Source organism: Paenarthrobacter sp. E2MeOHC11 (assembly GCF_058744955.1).
Genome location: NZ_CP196673.1, coordinates 4,159,991 through 4,177,149 on the forward strand (window position 1 = coordinate 4,159,991; position 17,159 = coordinate 4,177,149).

The window sequence follows — 17,159 nt, forward strand, 5'->3', positions numbered from 1 at the left end:
TCATGGACACAACAGAACGCCAGCCCCGGAAACAGGGCTGGCGTTTTGTTTTGCTCGCACTGGTGCTTGCGGTCGCGATCAGTGGGTTGGTCCGCTCCCTGTGGCTGGATGTCTACTTCATTCCCTCTGAATCCATGGAACCCCTGCTCGGTACAGGGGACAGGATCCTGGTCTCGCGGACGGCCTTCAATACCGAACCGATACGCCGCGGCGACATCGTGGTATTCGACGGCCGCGGTTCCTTCGCCCCGCTGAGCAGCGGAAAGGGCCCGTTTGTCGACGCAGTATCGGCCGCCAGCCAATGGTTCGGACTGACCGGAAGCGAAACGATCTACGTCAAGCGGGTGATCGGAACGCCGGGGGACCACGTTCAGTGCTGCGATTCGAACGGCCTTCTCACAGTCAACGGTCAGCCGGTTGAGGAACCCTATGTCTATCCCGGAGATGAACCCAGCAAGCAGAAGTTCGACGTCGTGGTGCCTGAGGGACGCCTATGGCTGATGGGCGACCACCGCTCGCGTTCCGCCGACTCCCGAGGGTTGCTGGGCGCACCGGGTGGCGGGATGGTTCCCGTGGAACGGGTGATCGGCCGACCCGTCCAGATCATCTGGCCACTTGATAGATTTGCAGAGATGCCTCGCTCTACGCAGGCCGAAACATCGAAGAACGGACAATAGATGCCGGACAAGGCTCCAGAGACCCCCGAGCGGTACGACGACGACGCCCGGGTCTCGGACGGAACGGCGAGCTCGGCCGGTGTGGTGGAACCCCGCCAGGCCGACGACGCCGCGTCCAGCGCGCCCGGCAACAGTGGAGACAGCGGCGATCCTGGGGCCCGTGTGTCCAATGGCGGCGCCCATGCAGTGGAGAAGCCTCGCAGGAACCCGGTGCTTGTTTGGGTCAAGGAGATCGTCACGGTGGTGGCTATCGCGTTGGTGTTGTCCTTCCTCTTGAAGACATTCCTGTTCCGGGCTTTCTACATTCCATCGGAATCCATGGAAAGCACGTTGGATGTCAACGACCGCATTTTCATCAACCTCCTTGTTCCAGAACCCTTCGCTCTGCAGCATGGCGATGTTGTTGTTTTCAAAGACTCGCAGAACTGGCTGACCCCCGTTGCCAAAAAGCCGGCAGGCCCGCTGGATTGGGTAGGGGATGCCCTCGAGTTTGTGGGCTTGGCTGCCGATGACAATGAACAGCACCTCGTCAAGCGCGTGATCGGACTTCCCGGAGATCGGGTTTCGTGCTGTGACGCCCAGGGACGCGTCAGCATCAATGGTGTGCCTTTGGACGAAACGTATATCAACCCGGCCGAAGTACCACAGCCCAATCCGTTCGACATCGTGGTTCCGGAGGGCAAAGTCTGGGTGATGGGCGATAACCGAAACCATTCGGCAGATTCCAGGGCGCACCAGGAAACCAACGGCGGCTTCGTCAACATCGAGGACGTCGAGGGCAAGGCCACAGTCATTGCCTGGCCGGTCAACCGCTGGACAATTCTTGACAATTACCAGGACGTTTTCCGCGACGTCCCTGAGAGCACCCCGGCAAAGTAATGGCAACAACGGCTACCGGTCCCAAGGGCAAGACGCAGGTCAAGGTCCTCGCCAAGAAGAAGAGCAAACCGGGCACAAAGGCCAAAAGCCCTGTTGGCTTTCCCACCCTTGACATCGAAAGGTCTTTCCTCTCGCCGGGAGTACGCTTGCTTGCCGGCGTTGACGAGGTAGGCCGTGGCGCCTTGGCAGGTCCGGTCAGCGTGGGGATAGCTGTGGTCAACCTTGAGGACCACGGCTTGTTGGCCGACGTCAAGGACAGCAAGCTGCTCAAGCCCGAAGACCGGGACAGGCTCGAACCCCTGGTCCGCGACTGGGCTGTGGCCTCGGCAGTGGGGCATGCGTCCTCGCGGGAAATTGACGAGATCGGCATCATCGCTGCATTGCGGCTGGCGGGAACACGAGCGTGGTTTGAGATCCTGGCAGGCGGAATCACTCCCGATGTGGTGTTGCTGGACGGCAGCCATAATTGGCTTTCGCCGGACCTTCAAGCCTCCCTTTTTGATGCGCCCGCTACTGGTCCTTGGTGCGAGGCGCCGGTACATACCCGTGTCAAAGCGGACATGAGTTGCCTCAGTGTTGCCGCAGCCAGTGTCCTGGCCAAAGTAGCCCGTGACCGCATCATGGTGGATCTCCATTCGGAGGTTCCCGCCTACGGGTGGAATGAAAACAAAGGCTATGCCACGTCCGGGCACAGGGACGTGATCCGGCTCCAAGGGCCCAGCGCCTACCACCGGACCAGCTGGAACCTGACCGGGCCACAAGCCGACTGACCTCAGCCTGAACAGTGCCGTGCTCCTCCGGCGTCCGTGGTGGCGCGGGCTGCCCTGCAGATAGTGCAAGATGGAACTATGAGCGCCGAGGACCTTGAGAACTATGAAACCGACATGGAGCTGCAGCTCTACCGCGAATACAGGGATGTTGTCGGTCTGTTCAGCTACGTCGTGGAAACCGAGCGGCGGTTCTACCTGGCCAATCATGTGGACCTTCAGGCCCGCAGCGCGGACGGCGAAGTCTACTTCGACCTGACTCTGCAGGACGCCTGGGTGTGGGATGTATACCGTTCGGCCCGTTTCGTGAAAAACGTCCGGGTGATCACCTTCAAGGATGTCAATGTCGAAGAGCTGCCCCGTAGCGAAGAGTTGTCGCTGCCGAAGGATGGCGGCCTCGGCGACCTCGGAGATCTTGGCAACTAGCTCCACCACTGTTCCTCCACAGTACTGATCCCACCGGGTTACCCACATAGCATCGTGAGGCCCTGCCGCCCGCCTGCACCAGCCTGAAAACTGGTCAGCGGAGGTGATTCTCATGAGAGCAAAAGACTTGCTGGGCCGAACCGGCGAGGCGCTGGCGGCCGGATTCCTGGAGAACCAGGGGATGCGGATCGTTGATAGGAACTGGCGATGCGCAGAGGGTGAGATCGACATCGTTGCGATCGATGGCGACACCTTGGTGGTGGCCGAAGTCAAGACCCGCCGGAGCCTGGACTATGGGCATCCGTTTGAAGCGGTGGGGACTGCCAAACTGGCCCGGCTCCACCGGCTGGCATCGTCGTGGTGCCGGGAACACGAGCTAAGTGCGCCGCGCAGGCGGGTCGACGTCGTGTCGGTCATAGACAACGGCGTGGGCGAGCCTGAGCTTGAACACCTGCGGGGCGTGGGCTGAATGGGGGTGGGACGCAGCTACTGTGTTGCCTTGGTTGGCCTCAACGGCTACATCGTGGAGGTAGAAGCCGATATAGGCCAGACCCTGCCGAATTTCGTGATCCTGGGGCTACCGGACGCAGCCCTCAACGAGGCCAAGGAGCGAATCCGATCTGCAGCCCAAAACTCCGGGATACCCCTGAGCCGGCGCAAGATCACAGCCAACCTGATACCGGCGTCCCTTCCAAAACGGGGGTCGGGCTTTGACCTCGCCATCGCTATGTCAGTTCTTTGCGCGGCGAACGATATCCGCTCCATTGGCGGGACTGTCTTCATTGCGGAGCTGGGTTTGGATGGCAGGCTAAGGCCGGTCAGGGGCATCCTTCCCGCGGTAATGGCGGCCGTCCAGGCCGGCTACCCGGATGTCGTAGTGGCAGAGTCCAACGCCGCTGAGGCGTCACTGGTCCCCGGTGCCAAGGTTCGCGGCTACAAGACGCTTGCCCGCCTCGCCTTCGACTTCGGCGCAGACCCCAAGGAGCTCGCGCTCGAGTACGACCCTCCGAACGTGGATGCCCCGGATGAGGAGACCGACGCCGCGTGCATCGTCCCGGATCTTTGCGACGTATCCGGGCAAGGCGAGGCACGCCGCGCACTTGAGGTAGCGGCCGCGGGTGGACACCACATGCTTCTGACCGGGCCGCCGGGGGCCGGAAAGACAATGCTGGCCGAGCGTTTGCCAGGGTTGCTCCCGAACCTGGCAGACACGGCTGCAATGGAAGTCACGGCCATCCGCTCCTTGGCTGCGGTGCAGTCCTCGGCCGTCCGCTTGGTACGCAGGCCTCCTTTCGAGAATCCACATCACAGTGCCACCGCAGCAGCAATCATCGGAGGTGGGTCAGGGCTTCCCCGGCCGGGGGCAGCTTCGCGGGCGCATCGCGGCGTGTTGTTCCTTGATGAGGCCCCGGAGTATGAGCGCCGGGTCCTCGATGCCTTACGGCAGCCCTTGGAGAGCGGGGAACTGGTCATTCATCGTTCGGCGGGAACGGCAGCATACCCGGCACGTTTTCAGCTCGTCCTGGCAGCCAACCCCTGCCCGTGCGGCAAGGCATCCGGCAAAGGCATGGATTGCACCTGCACTGCCATGATGCGCCGCCGCTACTTCGGTCGGATTTCGGGTCCCCTGTTGGATCGCGTGGACATCCAGCTACAGGTTGAGCGGGTTTCCTTGGCTGATTTCGGGAATGCAGGCACGGAAGAGGATACCGGCACCGTGGCCGCCCGGGTTCTGGCTGCCAGGTTGCGACAGTACGAGCGACTGCAGCCTTTGGGGCTGGAAACCAACTCGCAGGTACCGGGACGGACCTTGAGGGGTGACTTGCGGCTACCTGCCGGAACAACGCGCATTCTGGACACCGCGCTGGAACGGGGCGCCCTGACCGCTCGAGGCTACGATCGCGTCCTCAGGCTGGCATGGACACTTGCAGACCTGGGACACAGCGAGACTCCGGATATTGACCACATTGGCCAAGCCCTCGGGCTCCGCCAGGCGGCGGCCGCACCATGAGCAATAGCGACACGAAGGGAACGATGGAAGTGGCCGCAGTGGAGAAGCAGGACAAGGAAAGGATTGCCAGGGCAGCCCTTGCGCGCCTCATGGAGCCCCAGGACTCCGTGGGGCTCGCACTGGTGCGGGCCGTTGGGCCCATCGACGCCTTGGGGGTGGCAACCGGGGAGTTGGCAGCAGGTCCGCGTCTGGAGCAGGAGATATCCGCCCTGCTCGTTGACGAAGGAGGTCCGGCCTCGTGGGCAGGGCTTCCAGCCAGCCTCCGGCGATGGGCGCCACGTGTCAGCGACCTTGCCCCGGACCGTGACCTCGAAACCATGCGCCGGCTCGGTGGCCGGTTGATCGTTCCGGGAGATGGGCTGTGGCCGGAGCAATTAGGGGACCTTGGGCTCCAGGAGCCGCTTTGCCTGTGGTGGCGGGGCCCGGAGCAACCCCTGCCCGCTGCCCGTCGAATGATCGCCCTCGTGGGATCGAGGGACAGCACAAGCTACGGGGCCTCCGTCACTGGAGACTTCGCCTATGGATTGGCGCAGCGCGGTTACACGGTGGTCTCGGGCGGAGCCTATGGCATCGACGCCCATGCACATCGCGGGGCGCTCAGCGGAGGGGCCTCAGACCTGCCCACCATAGCCGTCATGGCCGGGGGAGTGGACCGATTCTATCCTTCGGGCAACGACGACCTCCTCAGGGCGGTCTCCACCCAAGGGGCTGTGATCTCAGAGGTTCCCCCCGGATCCGCGCCAACCCGCTACAGGTTCCTGCAAAGAAATCGGATCATCGCTGCCTTGGCGTCAGTCACCGTGGTGGTCGAGGCGCGCTGGCGTTCCGGCGCCCTCAATACAGCCAATCATGCTGAATCCATCGGCAGGGTTGTTGCAACAGTTCCGGGGTCCATTCACAGCGCCAACTCCGCAGGCTGCCACCGCCTGCTCCGGGATGGTGGCGCTGTTTGTGTCACGGACGTAGGCGAGATCGCAGAGCTTGCCGGCGGAATGGGCGAATCCACCAGTGAGGAAAGGAGTACTGATGCGGCAGTGCATGACGGCCTGGCCCTGGAGGACCTTCTCCTCCTCGACGCTTTGCCGGTCCGTTCCACGAGCTCGGTGGAGAAACTGGCAGTGGTGGCAGGACTCAGCGTGGATGCCGTGCGCGCGGGCCTCGGCCGACTGGGACTGATGGGGTTGGCCCGATCGGAACGAGGCGCCTGGAAAAGGGACAGGAACACATAGGCGGTCCGGAAGATCATGTTGATACGCCTTGTTCTTGCCGGATGCTGGCACAGTTGTATCCGTGGACGGACAATCACTTCCCGCATCGATGCAAAGCGCAGTAGAAGGCTTTCGGCGCTATCTTGAGGGTGAACGCGCCAGATCTGCGCACACGGTCCGCGCATACCTCGCTGATGTGGAAAGTCTCCTCGGATTTGCCGTGCAGGAGGGTGTGGAGGAACTGGGGCAATTGGAGCTCGGTTCCCTACGGCGTTGGCTCGGCGCGCAGAGCGAGGCGGGCATGGCCCGGGCAACCCTGGCACGTCGTGCGGCGACCGCCAGGTCCTTCACCGGATGGGCGTTGAGGGAGGAACTCATTTCCATCGACCCGGCCGTCCGGCTGCAGGCGCCCAAGCGCGACAAATCTCTGCCGGGCGTCCTGCAACAGAAACAGGTAAACCGGATCGTGGATGATCTGAACACTGCGGCTGTAGACGGTGGTCCCATGGCCGTGCGGAATCGCGCCATGGTGGAACTGCTTTATGCCACGGGCGTCCGGGTCGGCGAGCTTGCCGGCCTGGATATGGATGACCTGGACCCCGACCGACGGACATTGCGCGTCCTGGGTAAGGGCAACAAGGAGCGTACTGTGCCATACGGTGTTCCGGCAGCTGTTGCAGTAGACGACTGGCTCAGGCGAGGTCGTCCCGCTCTGCTGACGGCCACCAGCGGACCCGCCCTGTTCCTCGGCGCACGGGGCAACAGGGTTGATCCCCGTCAGATCCGGTCCGTAGTGAACGAACTGCTGCAGGCTTTGGGGGATACCTCTGCGACGGGCCCCCATGCACTGAGGCACAGCGCCGCCACCCACCTGCTGGACGGCGGTGCCGATTTACGCGCCGTCCAGGAGATTCTCGGTCACAGCAGCCTGTCAACCACGCAGATCTACACCCACGTCTCCGTTGACCGACTCCGCAAGAGCTATCAGCAGGCACACCCACGGGCGTGAACAAGTCCTCCCAAGAGCCGCACTGGCGGAAACGGGCAGCGTGCGGCAAAATAAGAGCACCACGGGGAAACCTTCGATTCACAGTTGAGGGTTACATCTGTGCCAAGATCGTCAGTAGCACTTCGCACAACTGAATAGCCTGTCAGGGTCCGCCTCTTCCAAGGGCATCCGGCAGCAACAGCAAACATCCAGGCAGAGGTCGTTGGGGAAGACGTACCTACAGCTATGGAGGATGGAATGTCTGTTGCAACAACCCGCGGTGTCCTGTTTGTGCACTCGGCCCCGACGGCACTTTGCCCGCATGTTGAGTGGGCCATCGGATCGGTCGTTGATAAGCGGACCGATCTTGAGTGGACCCCTCAACCCGCCGCTCCCGGGATGTTCCGGGCCGAATTGTCATGGACGGGAACGCCCGGTACTGGGGCGCAGTTGGCCTCGGCCCTTCGGGGCTGGGCGCACCTGCGCTACGAGGTCACCGAGGAACCAAGCCAGGGAGTGGATGGGGCACGATGGTCCCACACCCCGGAGCTGGGTATTTTCCATGCCGTCACTGATGTCCACGGCAACATCATGGTGACCGAAGACCGAATCCGATACGCGTACGAGTCCGGTGCTGGAGATCCCTCAGCCGTTTACCACGAGCTCTCACTGGCCCTCGGCGAGGCCTGGGATGAAGAGCTTGAGCCCTTCCGTCACGCAGCTGAAGGTGCCCCCGTGCGCTGGTTGCACCAGGTCGGCTAGCACGACGAGGCAACGGACACCCCATAGCAACGAAGAGGGCCCCACCGGTTGGTGGGGCCCTCTTCATGTCTCATCTCATCGGCAGCGAACCGGGCTTAGACGTTCCTGACCGCGATGACGGCGTTGTGTCCGCCGAAACCGAAGGAGTTGCTCAACGCGACGATATCGCCGGCAGGCAAGTCCCGGACCGATGTCACGACGTCAAGCGGGATCTCCGGATCCTGGTTCTCAAGGTTGATGGTGACCGGTGCCTTGCGCTCATAGACGGCCAGCACTGTCAGGACAGCCTCAACGGCGCCTGAAGCGCCCAGGAGGTGGCCCATCTGGGACTTGGTGGCGGAGACCGCGACATTGTCCACATGGGTCCCCAACGCGGCACGCAGGGCCGTGTACTCGGGCTTGTCGCCAACCGGGGTGGACGTGGCATGCGCGTTGACGTGGACTACGTCCTCAGCCTGGATCCGGCCATCAAACATGGCGGCCTTCAGGGCACGCGTTGCACCCAGGCCCTCGGGGTCCGGTGCCGTGATGTGGTAGGCATCCGCAGTTACCGATGTGCCAGCGAGTTCGGCGTAGATGCGCGCTCCACGGGCGATTGCGTGCTCTTCGGCTTCGAGAACCAAAGCGCCGGCACCTTCGCCCATGACGAAGCCGTCACGGTCGATGTCGTAAGGGCGGGACGCGCGTTCCGGCTCGTCGTTGCGACGGGAGAGGGCCTGCATGGAGGAGAAAGCGGCCAAGGGCATCGGGTGGATGGCAGCTTCCGCGCCACCGCACACTACGACGTCGGCCTTGCCTGAACGGATGAGCTCCAGGCCGAGATGGAGGGCTTCCGTGCCTGATGCACAGGCTGAGACGGGAGTGTGCGCTCCAGCGCGGGCGCCGAGGTCGAGGCTGACCGCCGCGGCTACGCCATTGGGCATGAGCATGGGAACGGTCATGGGCAGGACCCGGCGGGGGCCCCTGTCCCTGAGGGTGTCCCAGGCATCCAGAAGGGTCCAGACGCCGCCGATGCCGGTGGCAAAAGCAACAGCCAGGCGGTCGTGGTCGAGGTCCTCGATCCCGGAGTCGGCCCAGGCTTCACGTGCTGCGATGACGCCAAACTGGGTGGATGGGTCCATACGCTTGGCCTCAACCCGGCTCAGGACCTCAAGGGCCGGCGTCGAGCACCGGGCAGCAAAGTGGACGGGGAGGTCGTACTTGGCCACCCACTCGTCTTCGAGCGTGCGGGCGCCGGAGACCCCTTTCAGCGCGTTCTGCCACATTGTGGGTACGTCGCCGCCGATGGGAGTGGTGGCCCCCAGACCGGTTATGACTACTTTGCGTGCCATGCGATCACTCTCTGTCGGATCAGCCGTTCCGCCTGCAGGGATTCACAGGGGAAGGCTACAAAATCTTTGGGCGTTACTGCGGCTGTGCCGGGCGCAAGGATAGGAATCCCGGCCCGGCACAGCTGGTGTCAGGACTAGGCCTGTGCGTTGGCGATGAAGCTGACGGCGTCGCCGACGGTCTTGAGGTTCTTGACCTCTTCGTCGGGGATGCGAACGCCGAACTTCTCTTCAGCGTTGACAACGATCGTCATCATGGAGATGGAGTCGATGTCCAGGTCCTCGGTGAAGGACTTGTCCAGCTCCACGGCTTCGGTGGCGAGGCCCGTCTCTTCGTTGACGATTTCAGCCAGGCCGGCCAGGATTTCTTCGTTGCTAGCCATTGTTGGCTCCTTTTCTTGTTGTACCGGCTACTGCCGGAAAGGGGGCAAACCGCGGGTTGCGGTTTGGGTTTGTAAGTCGTATTCAGTTGGCTGGAGGCTGCAGGCCAATCCAGGTCTACGGCAGAACTACTACCTGGGCGCCGAAGACCAGTCCGGCGCCGAACCCGATCTGCAGGGCCAGGCCGCCGCTCAACTCAGGGTTTTCCTGAAGCAAGCGGTGCGTTGCCAGCGGGATGGAAGCCGCGGACGTATTGCCCGCCTGGGCGATGTCGCGGCCGATGACAACGGATTCGGGAAGCTTGAGCTTCTTGACCATCTCGTCGATGATTCGCATGTTTGCCTGATGCGGTACAAACGCGGCGAGATCGGTGGCCTCGATGCCGGCGGCGTCCAAGGCCTGCTGGGCTACCTTTGCCATTTCCCAAACTGCCCAGCGGAACACAGTCTGGCCGTCCTGGCGCAGTGTCGGCCAGACGTCCTGGGTTGCCGAGAGAATGGCGGGGTCGTCGATTTCGTCGGAGTGGCGGGCCGATTCGCCCAGCTTCTTGACGTCTTCAAGGGAGTGGGTCATGCCAATGGCGTCCCACTTGCTGCCGTCCGAGCCCCACACCGAAGGCCCGATTCCAGGGGTGTCGGATGGGCCCACTACGACAGCGCCGGCGCCGTCGCCGAGGAGGAAGGAAATGGTACGTTCGTGGTTGTCGATGACATCGGAGAGTTTCTCCGCGCCCACGACCAAAACGTACTCGGCTGCGCCGGAACGGACCAGGGCGTCGGCCTGGGCCACGCCATAGCAATACCCTGCGCAGGCGGCCGAGATGTCGTAGGCGGGTGCCGGCGTCGCGCCCAAACGATCAGTGAGTGCAGCGGCAGCTGACGGCGTCGCGTACGGGTGCGTCACAGTGGACACAATCACGGCGCCGAGTTGGGATGCTTCGATACCCGCCTGCTGGAGCGCCTCGCGTGCGGCGCCTTCGGCCATGTCGATGACGCTGACGTCAGCTGCTGCGCGGTGGCGTGTGATGATTCCGGTGCGTTGGCGGATCCATTCGTCCGAAGAGTCGATCCACTGGCAGACGTCGTCGTTGGTGACGATGACGTCGGGGCGGTAGGCGCCGATACCCAGGATGCGGGCGTTCTCGTTGACGGCAGCCTTGTTCAATACGGGAGTGCTCATGCTTGTCCCTCCAATTCGGCGAAGAGTGCGAGGGCCGCGGACAGGTCATCCGGGGTCTTGACGGCAACTGTCTTGACGCCGGGCATTCCGCGCTTGGCCAAGCCGGCGAGGGTGCCGGCGGGGGCAAGTTCGATGACCCCGGTGACGCCGCGCGCAACCAGCGTTTCCATGCACTTGTCCCAACGGACAGGGCGGGAGACCTGGGCGATCAGGCTGTCTACAGCGGCAGGTCCTGCGGTGACTTCCTGGCCGTCGTAGTTCGACAGCAGCGGTACAACCGGATTCTGAGGCGACAGCGACGGCTTGAGGGATTCGAGCGCGCTGACGGCCGGAGCCATGTGCGAGGTGTGGAATGCGCCTGCGACCTTGAGGGGGATCACGCGTGCCTTCGCCGGGGGGTTGTCTGCGAGGACTTTGAGCTGGTCGAAGGTACCGGCGGCAACTGTCTGGCCTGCGCCGTTGACGTTCGCTGGAGTTGCGCCGGATGCCTCGATGGCCGCCAGGACCTCGGCGGGGTCGCCTCCGACGACAGCGCTCATCCCGGTGGGGGTCACTGCGGCTGCCGCGGCCATGCTGTTGGCGCGTTCCCGGACGAAGGTCATGGCTTCGGCCTCGGTGAGGACGCCTGCCAGGGCCGAAGCCGTGATCTCGCCAACGGAGTGCCCGGCGAGGATGACAGGAAGGGTGCTGAGTTCGACGTCGAACAAAGACTTGGCGGCTACGAGGCCGGCTGCAACAATCAGCGGCTGAGCCACCGCAGTGTCTTTGATGGTCTCTTCGTCCGAGGTGGTTCCGTGGGCCTTGAGGTCAATGCCTGCGATCTCGCTCAGGGAGGCCAATTGGCCTTCGACGGAAGGGAGTTCCAGCCAAGGGGCTAAAAATCCGGGGGTCTGGGAGCCCTGTCCAGGGCAGACGATTGCAAGCACGTATCCAGCTTTCCAAATTGCCACGTGATCCACTGGTGTTTTGGTACACCAAGCTCACTGGGTCAGTTTGTAGGAAGTCTACAACGGTTCAGTTCTGTGAACGCGACGCGTGACGTTCGGGGGCGGCTTTTGGTTGGGCCGAAAGCCTGCCGACTACCAAGGCGGTTTGCAGCACAAAAGCCTCCCTTGGAAGAAGCGGATCCCAGCCTGTGACGTCGCAGACACGCTTCAAACGGTAGCGCACAGTATTGGCATGGACGAACAGTTCACGGGCTGTGGCTTCCAGGGAGTGGCCCAGTTCGAGATAGGTGCCAAGGGTCTCCACCAAGCCATTCGAGGCGGCCAACAGTGGCCGGTAGATGTTCTTGATCAGCGACCTGCGTGCAGCATCGTCTCCGGAGACAACCCGCTCAGGAAGTAGGTCATCGGCTGCAACGGGCCGCGGTGCCGAGGGCCACGCACGGGCCGCCGTGAGCCCAGCGAATGCCGCCTGCGCGGAACTGCTCGCTTCAAGGAGCGACCCCGCCTCCGGCCCGTAAACAACGGCACCGGGGGCGAAAAGCTCACTGAGCTTGACGTACGCGGTGTCGCGGTCCTGCACACCACCAAGGATCAGGATCAGCCGGTCGCCTTGGATTCCCACCAAGGCATCCTCAGCGAAACGCCCGGCGGTTCGGCGCAGTTCGCTGACGTAGCTGGCGCTGGGCTCCGACGGCGAATTGCCCACCATTACTGTGAAGCGCTCCTGTGCCTTCCAGCCGAGGGCGGCGATCCGTGACCTGAGCGCGTCCGTGTTCTCGCCGCGCAGGATGGCGTCAACGATCAGCGCTTCAAGGCGGGTGTCCCAGGAACCGCGGGATTCGGCGGCCCTGGCGTATACGTCGGCAGCTGCGAAAGCCACTTCACGCGAATAGCGCAGGACGGCCTCCCGCAACGAAGGTTGGTCTGATTCCGGCGCGATGACAGGAACCTGGTCCTCGACGACTTCCACCACGATCCGGATCAACTGGAGGGCCTTTTGCAGGCTGATGGAGCGCGTCAGCTCGGTGGGGGCGTTTCCGAAGACGTCAGTCAGGATCCATGACGGCGAACTTGGCCGTTCGTACCACGTCACAAATGCGGCGATACCATTCTGCGCTACCAGTCCCAGCGCGGAGCGCTCATCGGAGCTGAGACGGCTGTACCAGGGCAGCGACTTCTCGAGTTGGCGCATGGTGCTGGTGGACAGCTGGCCCACGTTGGCGCGGAGCTGCCGCAGAGTTTCGGCCTTTTCAGGCGACAACGCCTGGGTTGCTGCCTTGCGCTTGGAAGTTGTTTTGCTTGGCTCTGCCATGGAATGAGCATACGGGCCATCCCGCGCAAGCTCCATTTGTGAGAAGGCTACAACTTGCGTTGTCGCTGGTCACATGGTCGGACGCGGCATCCCGCTTGGTTAAACCACGACGGCGGCCCCCACCTTTCGGTGGAAGCCGCCGTCGCGTTTACCGCTGGCTTAGCTCCGTTGCCGGACAGCGTCCGGCAACCAATACTTAGGCGTCGCCGCCTGCGCCGCCTGTGGTGCCGGCGTTCACATCCAGAAGCCGGTACTTATCGATGGCCTTCTCCAGGGCGCCTTCTTCAACTTCTCCCTTGGCGGCGAGAAGTTGGAGGGTTTTGGCGACGATGGAGTGGGTGTCGTTTTTGAAGTAGCGGCGGGCGGCTTGGCGGGTGTCGGAGAAGCCGAAGCCGTCTGCTCCGAGGGAGGCGAAGTCGTTGGGGATGAATTGGCGGATTTGGTCGGGGACGGCTTTCATGTAGTCGGACACGGCGATGACGGGTCCGGTGGTGCCTGCGAGTTGTTCGGTGATGAACGGGGTGCGGGCGGGTTGGCCGGGGTTGAGGAAGGCGTGTTCTTCGGCGGCGAGTCCGTCGCGTCGGAGTTCGTTCCAGGAGGTCACGGACCAGATATCGGCGGCGACGTTCCAGTCGTCGTTGAGGATCCGGGCGGCTTCGAGGGCCCAGGGGACGGACACGCCGGAGGCGAGGATGTTCGCTGTCGGGCGGTTCGGGTCTCCTGTGGGGGCTTCGGCGAGGCGGTAGATGCCTTTGAGGAGTCCGTTGATGTCGAGGTTTTCGGGTTCGGCGGGTTGGGTGATGGGTTCGTTGTAGACGGTGAGGTAGTACATCACGTTTTTATCTGACGCAGTTCTGGTTCCTTGCGCGTCAGCGTCGGGTCCGTACATTTGTTCGAGGCCGTGGCGGATGATGTGGCCGATTTCGTAGCCGTAGGCGGGGTCGTAGGTTTTCACGGCGGGGTTGGTGGAGGCCAGGATGGGGGAGTGTCCGTCGGCGTGTTGGAGTCCTTCGCCGGTGAGGGTGGTCCGTCCTGCGGTGGCGCCGATGATGAAGCCGCGGGTCATTTGGTCCGCGGCGGCCCAGAAGGAGTCCCCGGTGCGTTGGAAGCCGAACATGGAGTAGAACACGTAGATCGGGACCAGGGGTTCGCCGTGGGTGGCGTAGGCGGTGCCGGCGGCGGTGAACGCTGCGACGGCGCCGGCTTCGTTGATGCCGGGGTGGATCAGTTGGCCTGCGGGTGATTCTTTGTAGGCCAGGACGAGGTCGCGGTCCACGGAGAGGTAGTTCTGGCCTTTGGGGTTGTAGATTTTCGCGGTCGGGAAGAACGCGTCCATGCCGAAGGTGCGGGATTCGTCCGGGACGACGGGCACGAAGCGGGCGCCGAAGTTTTTGTCCCGCATGAGGTCCTTCAACAAACGGACGAAGGCCATGGTGGTCGCGGCTTGTTGTTTCCCGGACCCGCGTTTGGCGACGTCGTAGGACTTCGCGTCCGGGAGGACCACGTCGGTGTGTTTGCGGCGGCGTTCGGGGACGAACCCGCCCAGTTCTGCCCGGCGGTCCATGAGGTATTTGATTTCCGGGGCGTCCATGCCGGGGTGGTAGTACGGGGGCCGGTAGAGGTCCGCGTCGAGTTGGTCATCGCTGATGGGGATGCGCAGGTGGTCACGGAAGGCTTTGAGGTCTTCCATGGTCAGTTTCTTCATCTGGTGGGTCGCGTTGCGGCCCTCGAAGTGCGGGCCCAGGCCGTAGCCCTTGACCGTTTTGGCCAGGATGACCGTGGGTTTGCCCTTGAATTCGGTCGCTGCCTTGTACGCGGCGTAGACCTTGCGGTAGTCGTGCCCGCCGCGTTTGAGGCCCCAGATCTGCTCGTCGTCCAAATCCGCGACCATGTCCTTGGTCTGCGGGGACTTACCGAAGAAGTGTTCACGGACGAACCCGCCGGACTCGGCCTTGTAGGTCTGGTAGTCACCATCGGGGGTTTCGTTCATGATCTTCACCAACGCCCCGTCGGCGTCGTTCTCCAGGAGGGTGTCCCATTCCCGGCCCCAGACGACCTTGATCACGTTCCAGCCCGCACCGCGGAAGAACGCCTCGAGTTCCTGCATGATCTTGCCGTTGCCGCGGACCGGTCCGTCCAGGCGCTGGAGGTTGCAGTTGATCACGAAGTTCAGGTTGTCCAGGTTCTCGTTCGCGGCGAGCTGGAGCAGGCCACGGGACTCGGGCTCGTCCATTTCCCCGTCACCCAGGAACGCCCAGACCTGCTGGTCGGAGGTGTCCTTGATGCCACGGTTCTGCAGGTACCGGTTGGACTGGGCCTGGTAGATCGCGTTCATCGGGCCGATACCCATCGACACGGTCGGGAATTCCCAGAAGTCCGGCATCAGGCGCGGGTGCGGGTACGAGGACAGGGCGTGGCCCTCTTTGGACTTCTCCTGACGGAACCCGTCCAAATCCTCCTCCGTCAGGCGGCCTTCCATGAACGCCCTGGCGTACATACCCGGGGAGGCATGGCCCTGGAAGAACACCTGGTCTCCACCGGAGGGGTGGTCCTTACCGCGGAAGAAGTGGTTGAAGCCCACCTCGTACAGGGTCGCGGCACCGGCATACGTGGAAATATGCCCGCCCACCCCAATATCGGAACGCTGCGCACGATGCACCATCACCGCGGCGTTCCACCGCATGTACGCACGATACCGGCGCTCGAACTCCTCGTTCCCCGGGAACGGCGCTTCCTGGTCCACCGGGATCGTGTTCACATAATCAGTGGTCGTCACCATCGGCACACCCACCGACCGGGCACCAGCACGCTGCAACAACGAACGCATAATGTACTGGGCACGCTCGGTACCCTGCTCCGCGATCAACGCATCAAGGGACTCAATCCACTCCGCGGTCTCTTCCGGATCACGATCAGGCAGCTGGGCAGTCAACCCGCTGAGGATGTGTGAGGTCTCTTCTCCTGCAGCCACGTCCAACCTTCCTTTAGGCGCATGCATCGGCGCCTCAGGTCTGGCAGGGTAACTGCCCGTCGTGAACGCGTCGTGTGCGACATCTCGGTTTCAACAGCCCGGTCGGATGCGCCGGGCAGGTCTTGTGAGCGCTTGGCTGCCCAGTAGAATTCTGCGGGGCGATCGCCCTGCAGCCAGAGCGCTCATGGCCACTCTAGCTTTCACGGCGCTGCGATGCGTAGCCGTGGGCCCTGAGGGGCGTTGTATGTCACACCTGGCTGGCCTGCGTGACGGAAAGCACGTGACTGTCACAGCCTCGAAACACCCCGGGGAATGCGGAATGTGGCCCGTGGCAGGGACAATGGCTTGAAGCACACGCCCAAAGGGTGTTGGCTGTTAGTAATGGAAGTCACTTCAAAAGGAGGAAACGTGAGCGAGGCCGACGCCGCCACATCGGTAAATGTGGCGGAACGAATGGGTTTCAAAGATGGGGATCTGATTCAGGAGCGCGGCTACGACGACGACGTCGACTTCGACTTGCGTGATGACATTGAAGATGTCACAGGCTCTGAGCTGCTGGATGAAGACGACCACGACGTAGTAGATGCCGTTGTCTTTTGGTGGCGGGATGGCGACGGCGATCTTGTTGATGCCCTCATGGATTCGCTCACCACGCTGAAGGAAGGCGGAGTTGTCTGGGTTCTGACGCCCAAGTCCGGCCGCGATAACTACGTTTCCCCCGCCGATATCCAGGACGCGGCCCCTACATCCGGGCTGCACCTCACTACCTCTGCCGGGGTATCGAAGGACTGGAGTGCCACCCGACTGGTGCCGAAGAAGAACAAGTGACCGATGTTCGGCTGGCGCCGGCCCCCGGCGTGGTTCCGCAGCCGGGGCAGCCTGCGCCGGACTTTGAGTTGGTGAACCAGTTTGGCGAACCCGTTCGCCTCTCCGACTATCGGGGCCGCAATGTGGTGGTCGTGTTCTATCCCTTTGCGTTCTCCGGTATTTGCACTGGAGAGTTGTGTGAGATTCGCGACAATATCGCGGCTTTCGAGGAATCGGACGCTGTGGTGCTTGCAGTCTCTGTGGACAGCAAATTCACACTGAGGGCCTACTCCCAACAGGAAGGCTACGGCTTTGACCTGCTGGCCGATTTCTGGCCGCATGGTGCGGTAGCCCGGGCCTACGGTGTTTTTGACGACGTCAGCGGCATGGCATTGCGGGGAACCTTCATCATCGATGCCTCTGGAGTTGTGCGGTACGTCGTGGTCAATCCGCGCGGCCAGGCACGTGACTTTACTGAATATCGTCGCGCGCTCACGGCGTTGGGGCAACAGTAGT

General features: G+C 62.9%; 17 protein-coding genes. 11 read left to right on the forward strand and 6 right to left on the reverse strand.

Annotated elements, in window-relative coordinates:
* Positions 1-2: 2 nt before the first annotated feature.
* The 9 genes from lepB (ACSSVG_RS19325) (at position 3) to ACSSVG_RS19365 (ending at position 7,718) form a co-directional block, all read left to right on the forward strand.
* On the forward strand, positions 3-677 hold the full coding sequence (gene lepB, locus ACSSVG_RS19325) for a signal peptidase I (RefSeq protein WP_231343169.1): 675 nt from the start codon (positions 3-5) through the stop codon (positions 675-677).
* Positions 678-1,556, forward strand: a complete 879-nt coding sequence (gene lepB / locus ACSSVG_RS19330; RefSeq protein WP_492415889.1) for a signal peptidase I — start codon at positions 678-680, stop codon at positions 1,554-1,556.
* Entirely contained in the window at positions 1,556-2,326 is a 771-nt protein-coding gene (rnhB, locus tag ACSSVG_RS19335) for a ribonuclease HII (RefSeq protein ID WP_492415890.1), read from the forward strand. The genes lepB (ACSSVG_RS19330) and rnhB overlap by 1 nt, the downstream gene beginning before the upstream one ends.
* A 78-nt stretch (positions 2,327-2,404) precedes the next feature.
* Positions 2,405-2,749 carry a DUF2469 domain-containing protein gene (locus ACSSVG_RS19340; protein ID WP_090818960.1) on the forward strand — a complete coding sequence of 115 codons (345 nt, stop codon included), beginning with the start codon at positions 2,405-2,407 and terminating at the stop codon, positions 2,747-2,749.
* A gap of 103 nt (positions 2,750-2,852) precedes the next feature.
* Positions 2,853-3,218, forward strand: a complete 366-nt coding sequence (locus tag ACSSVG_RS19345) for a YraN family protein (protein ID WP_231343161.1) — start codon at positions 2,853-2,855, stop codon at positions 3,216-3,218.
* Positions 3,219-4,760 carry a YifB family Mg chelatase-like AAA ATPase gene (locus tag ACSSVG_RS19350; protein ID WP_231343160.1) on the forward strand — a complete coding sequence of 514 codons (1,542 nt, stop codon included), beginning with the start codon at positions 3,219-3,221 and terminating at the stop codon, positions 4,758-4,760.
* A complete protein-coding gene (gene dprA, locus ACSSVG_RS19355; RefSeq protein ID WP_492415891.1) occupies positions 4,757-5,989 on the forward strand; it encodes a DNA-processing protein DprA in 1,233 nt (410 codons plus the stop codon). The genes ACSSVG_RS19350 and dprA overlap by 4 nt, the downstream gene beginning before the upstream one ends.
* 88 nt (positions 5,990-6,077) lie before the next feature.
* The gene (locus ACSSVG_RS19360; protein ID WP_492419256.1) at positions 6,078-6,977 is read left to right on the forward strand and encodes a tyrosine recombinase XerC; all 900 of its coding nucleotides are present in this window, start codon (positions 6,078-6,080) and stop codon (positions 6,975-6,977) included.
* Positions 6,978-7,214: 237 nt separating this feature from the next.
* A complete protein-coding gene (locus ACSSVG_RS19365; protein ID WP_026005636.1) occupies positions 7,215-7,718 on the forward strand; it encodes a DUF3145 domain-containing protein in 504 nt (167 codons plus the stop codon).
* 95 nt (positions 7,719-7,813) lie between these two features.
* Here the strand turns inward: ACSSVG_RS19365 and ACSSVG_RS19370 are convergent, their stop codons facing one another.
* The 6 genes from ACSSVG_RS19370 to aceE all read right to left on the reverse strand — a co-directional run bounded on the left by ACSSVG_RS19370 (position 7,814) and on the right by aceE (position 15,863).
* Positions 7,814-9,049, reverse strand: a complete 1,236-nt coding sequence (locus ACSSVG_RS19370) for a beta-ketoacyl-[acyl-carrier-protein] synthase family protein (protein ID WP_231343257.1) — start codon at positions 9,047-9,049, stop codon at positions 7,814-7,816.
* 134 nt (positions 9,050-9,183) lie between these two features.
* Entirely contained in the window at positions 9,184-9,429 is a 246-nt protein-coding gene (locus ACSSVG_RS19375; RefSeq protein ID WP_011692310.1) for an acyl carrier protein, read from the reverse strand.
* Between the two features lie 115 nt (positions 9,430-9,544).
* The gene (locus ACSSVG_RS19380) at positions 9,545-10,606 is read right to left on the reverse strand and encodes a beta-ketoacyl-ACP synthase III (protein ID WP_231343255.1); all 1,062 of its coding nucleotides are present in this window, start codon (positions 10,604-10,606) and stop codon (positions 9,545-9,547) included.
* The gene (locus ACSSVG_RS19385; RefSeq protein WP_492415892.1) at positions 10,603-11,532 is read right to left on the reverse strand and encodes an ACP S-malonyltransferase; all 930 of its coding nucleotides are present in this window, start codon (positions 11,530-11,532) and stop codon (positions 10,603-10,605) included. The genes ACSSVG_RS19380 and ACSSVG_RS19385 overlap by 4 nt, the downstream gene beginning before the upstream one ends.
* A gap of 88 nt (positions 11,533-11,620) precedes the next feature.
* Complete coding sequence (locus tag ACSSVG_RS19390; RefSeq protein ID WP_231343251.1) at positions 11,621-12,865, reverse strand: PucR family transcriptional regulator; 1,245 nt, start codon at positions 12,863-12,865, stop codon at positions 11,621-11,623.
* A gap of 196 nt (positions 12,866-13,061) precedes the next feature.
* On the reverse strand, positions 13,062-15,863 hold the full coding sequence (aceE, locus tag ACSSVG_RS19395) for a pyruvate dehydrogenase (acetyl-transferring), homodimeric type (protein WP_492415893.1): 2,802 nt from the start codon (positions 15,861-15,863) through the stop codon (positions 13,062-13,064).
* 381 nt (positions 15,864-16,244) lie between these two features.
* Here aceE and ACSSVG_RS19400 point away from each other — a divergent pair, with 381 nt between their 5' ends.
* Positions 16,245-16,664, forward strand: coding sequence for a DUF3052 domain-containing protein (locus tag ACSSVG_RS19400; protein ID WP_026542347.1), 420 nt, complete (start codon positions 16,245-16,247; stop codon positions 16,662-16,664).
* Positions 16,661-17,158 (forward strand): peroxiredoxin, encoded by a 498-nt coding sequence (locus ACSSVG_RS19405; protein WP_253468430.1) that lies wholly within the window; start codon positions 16,661-16,663, stop codon positions 17,156-17,158. Before ACSSVG_RS19400 ends, ACSSVG_RS19405 begins: the two co-directional genes overlap by 4 nt.
* The last annotated feature ends 1 nt before the right edge of the window (position 17,159 follow it).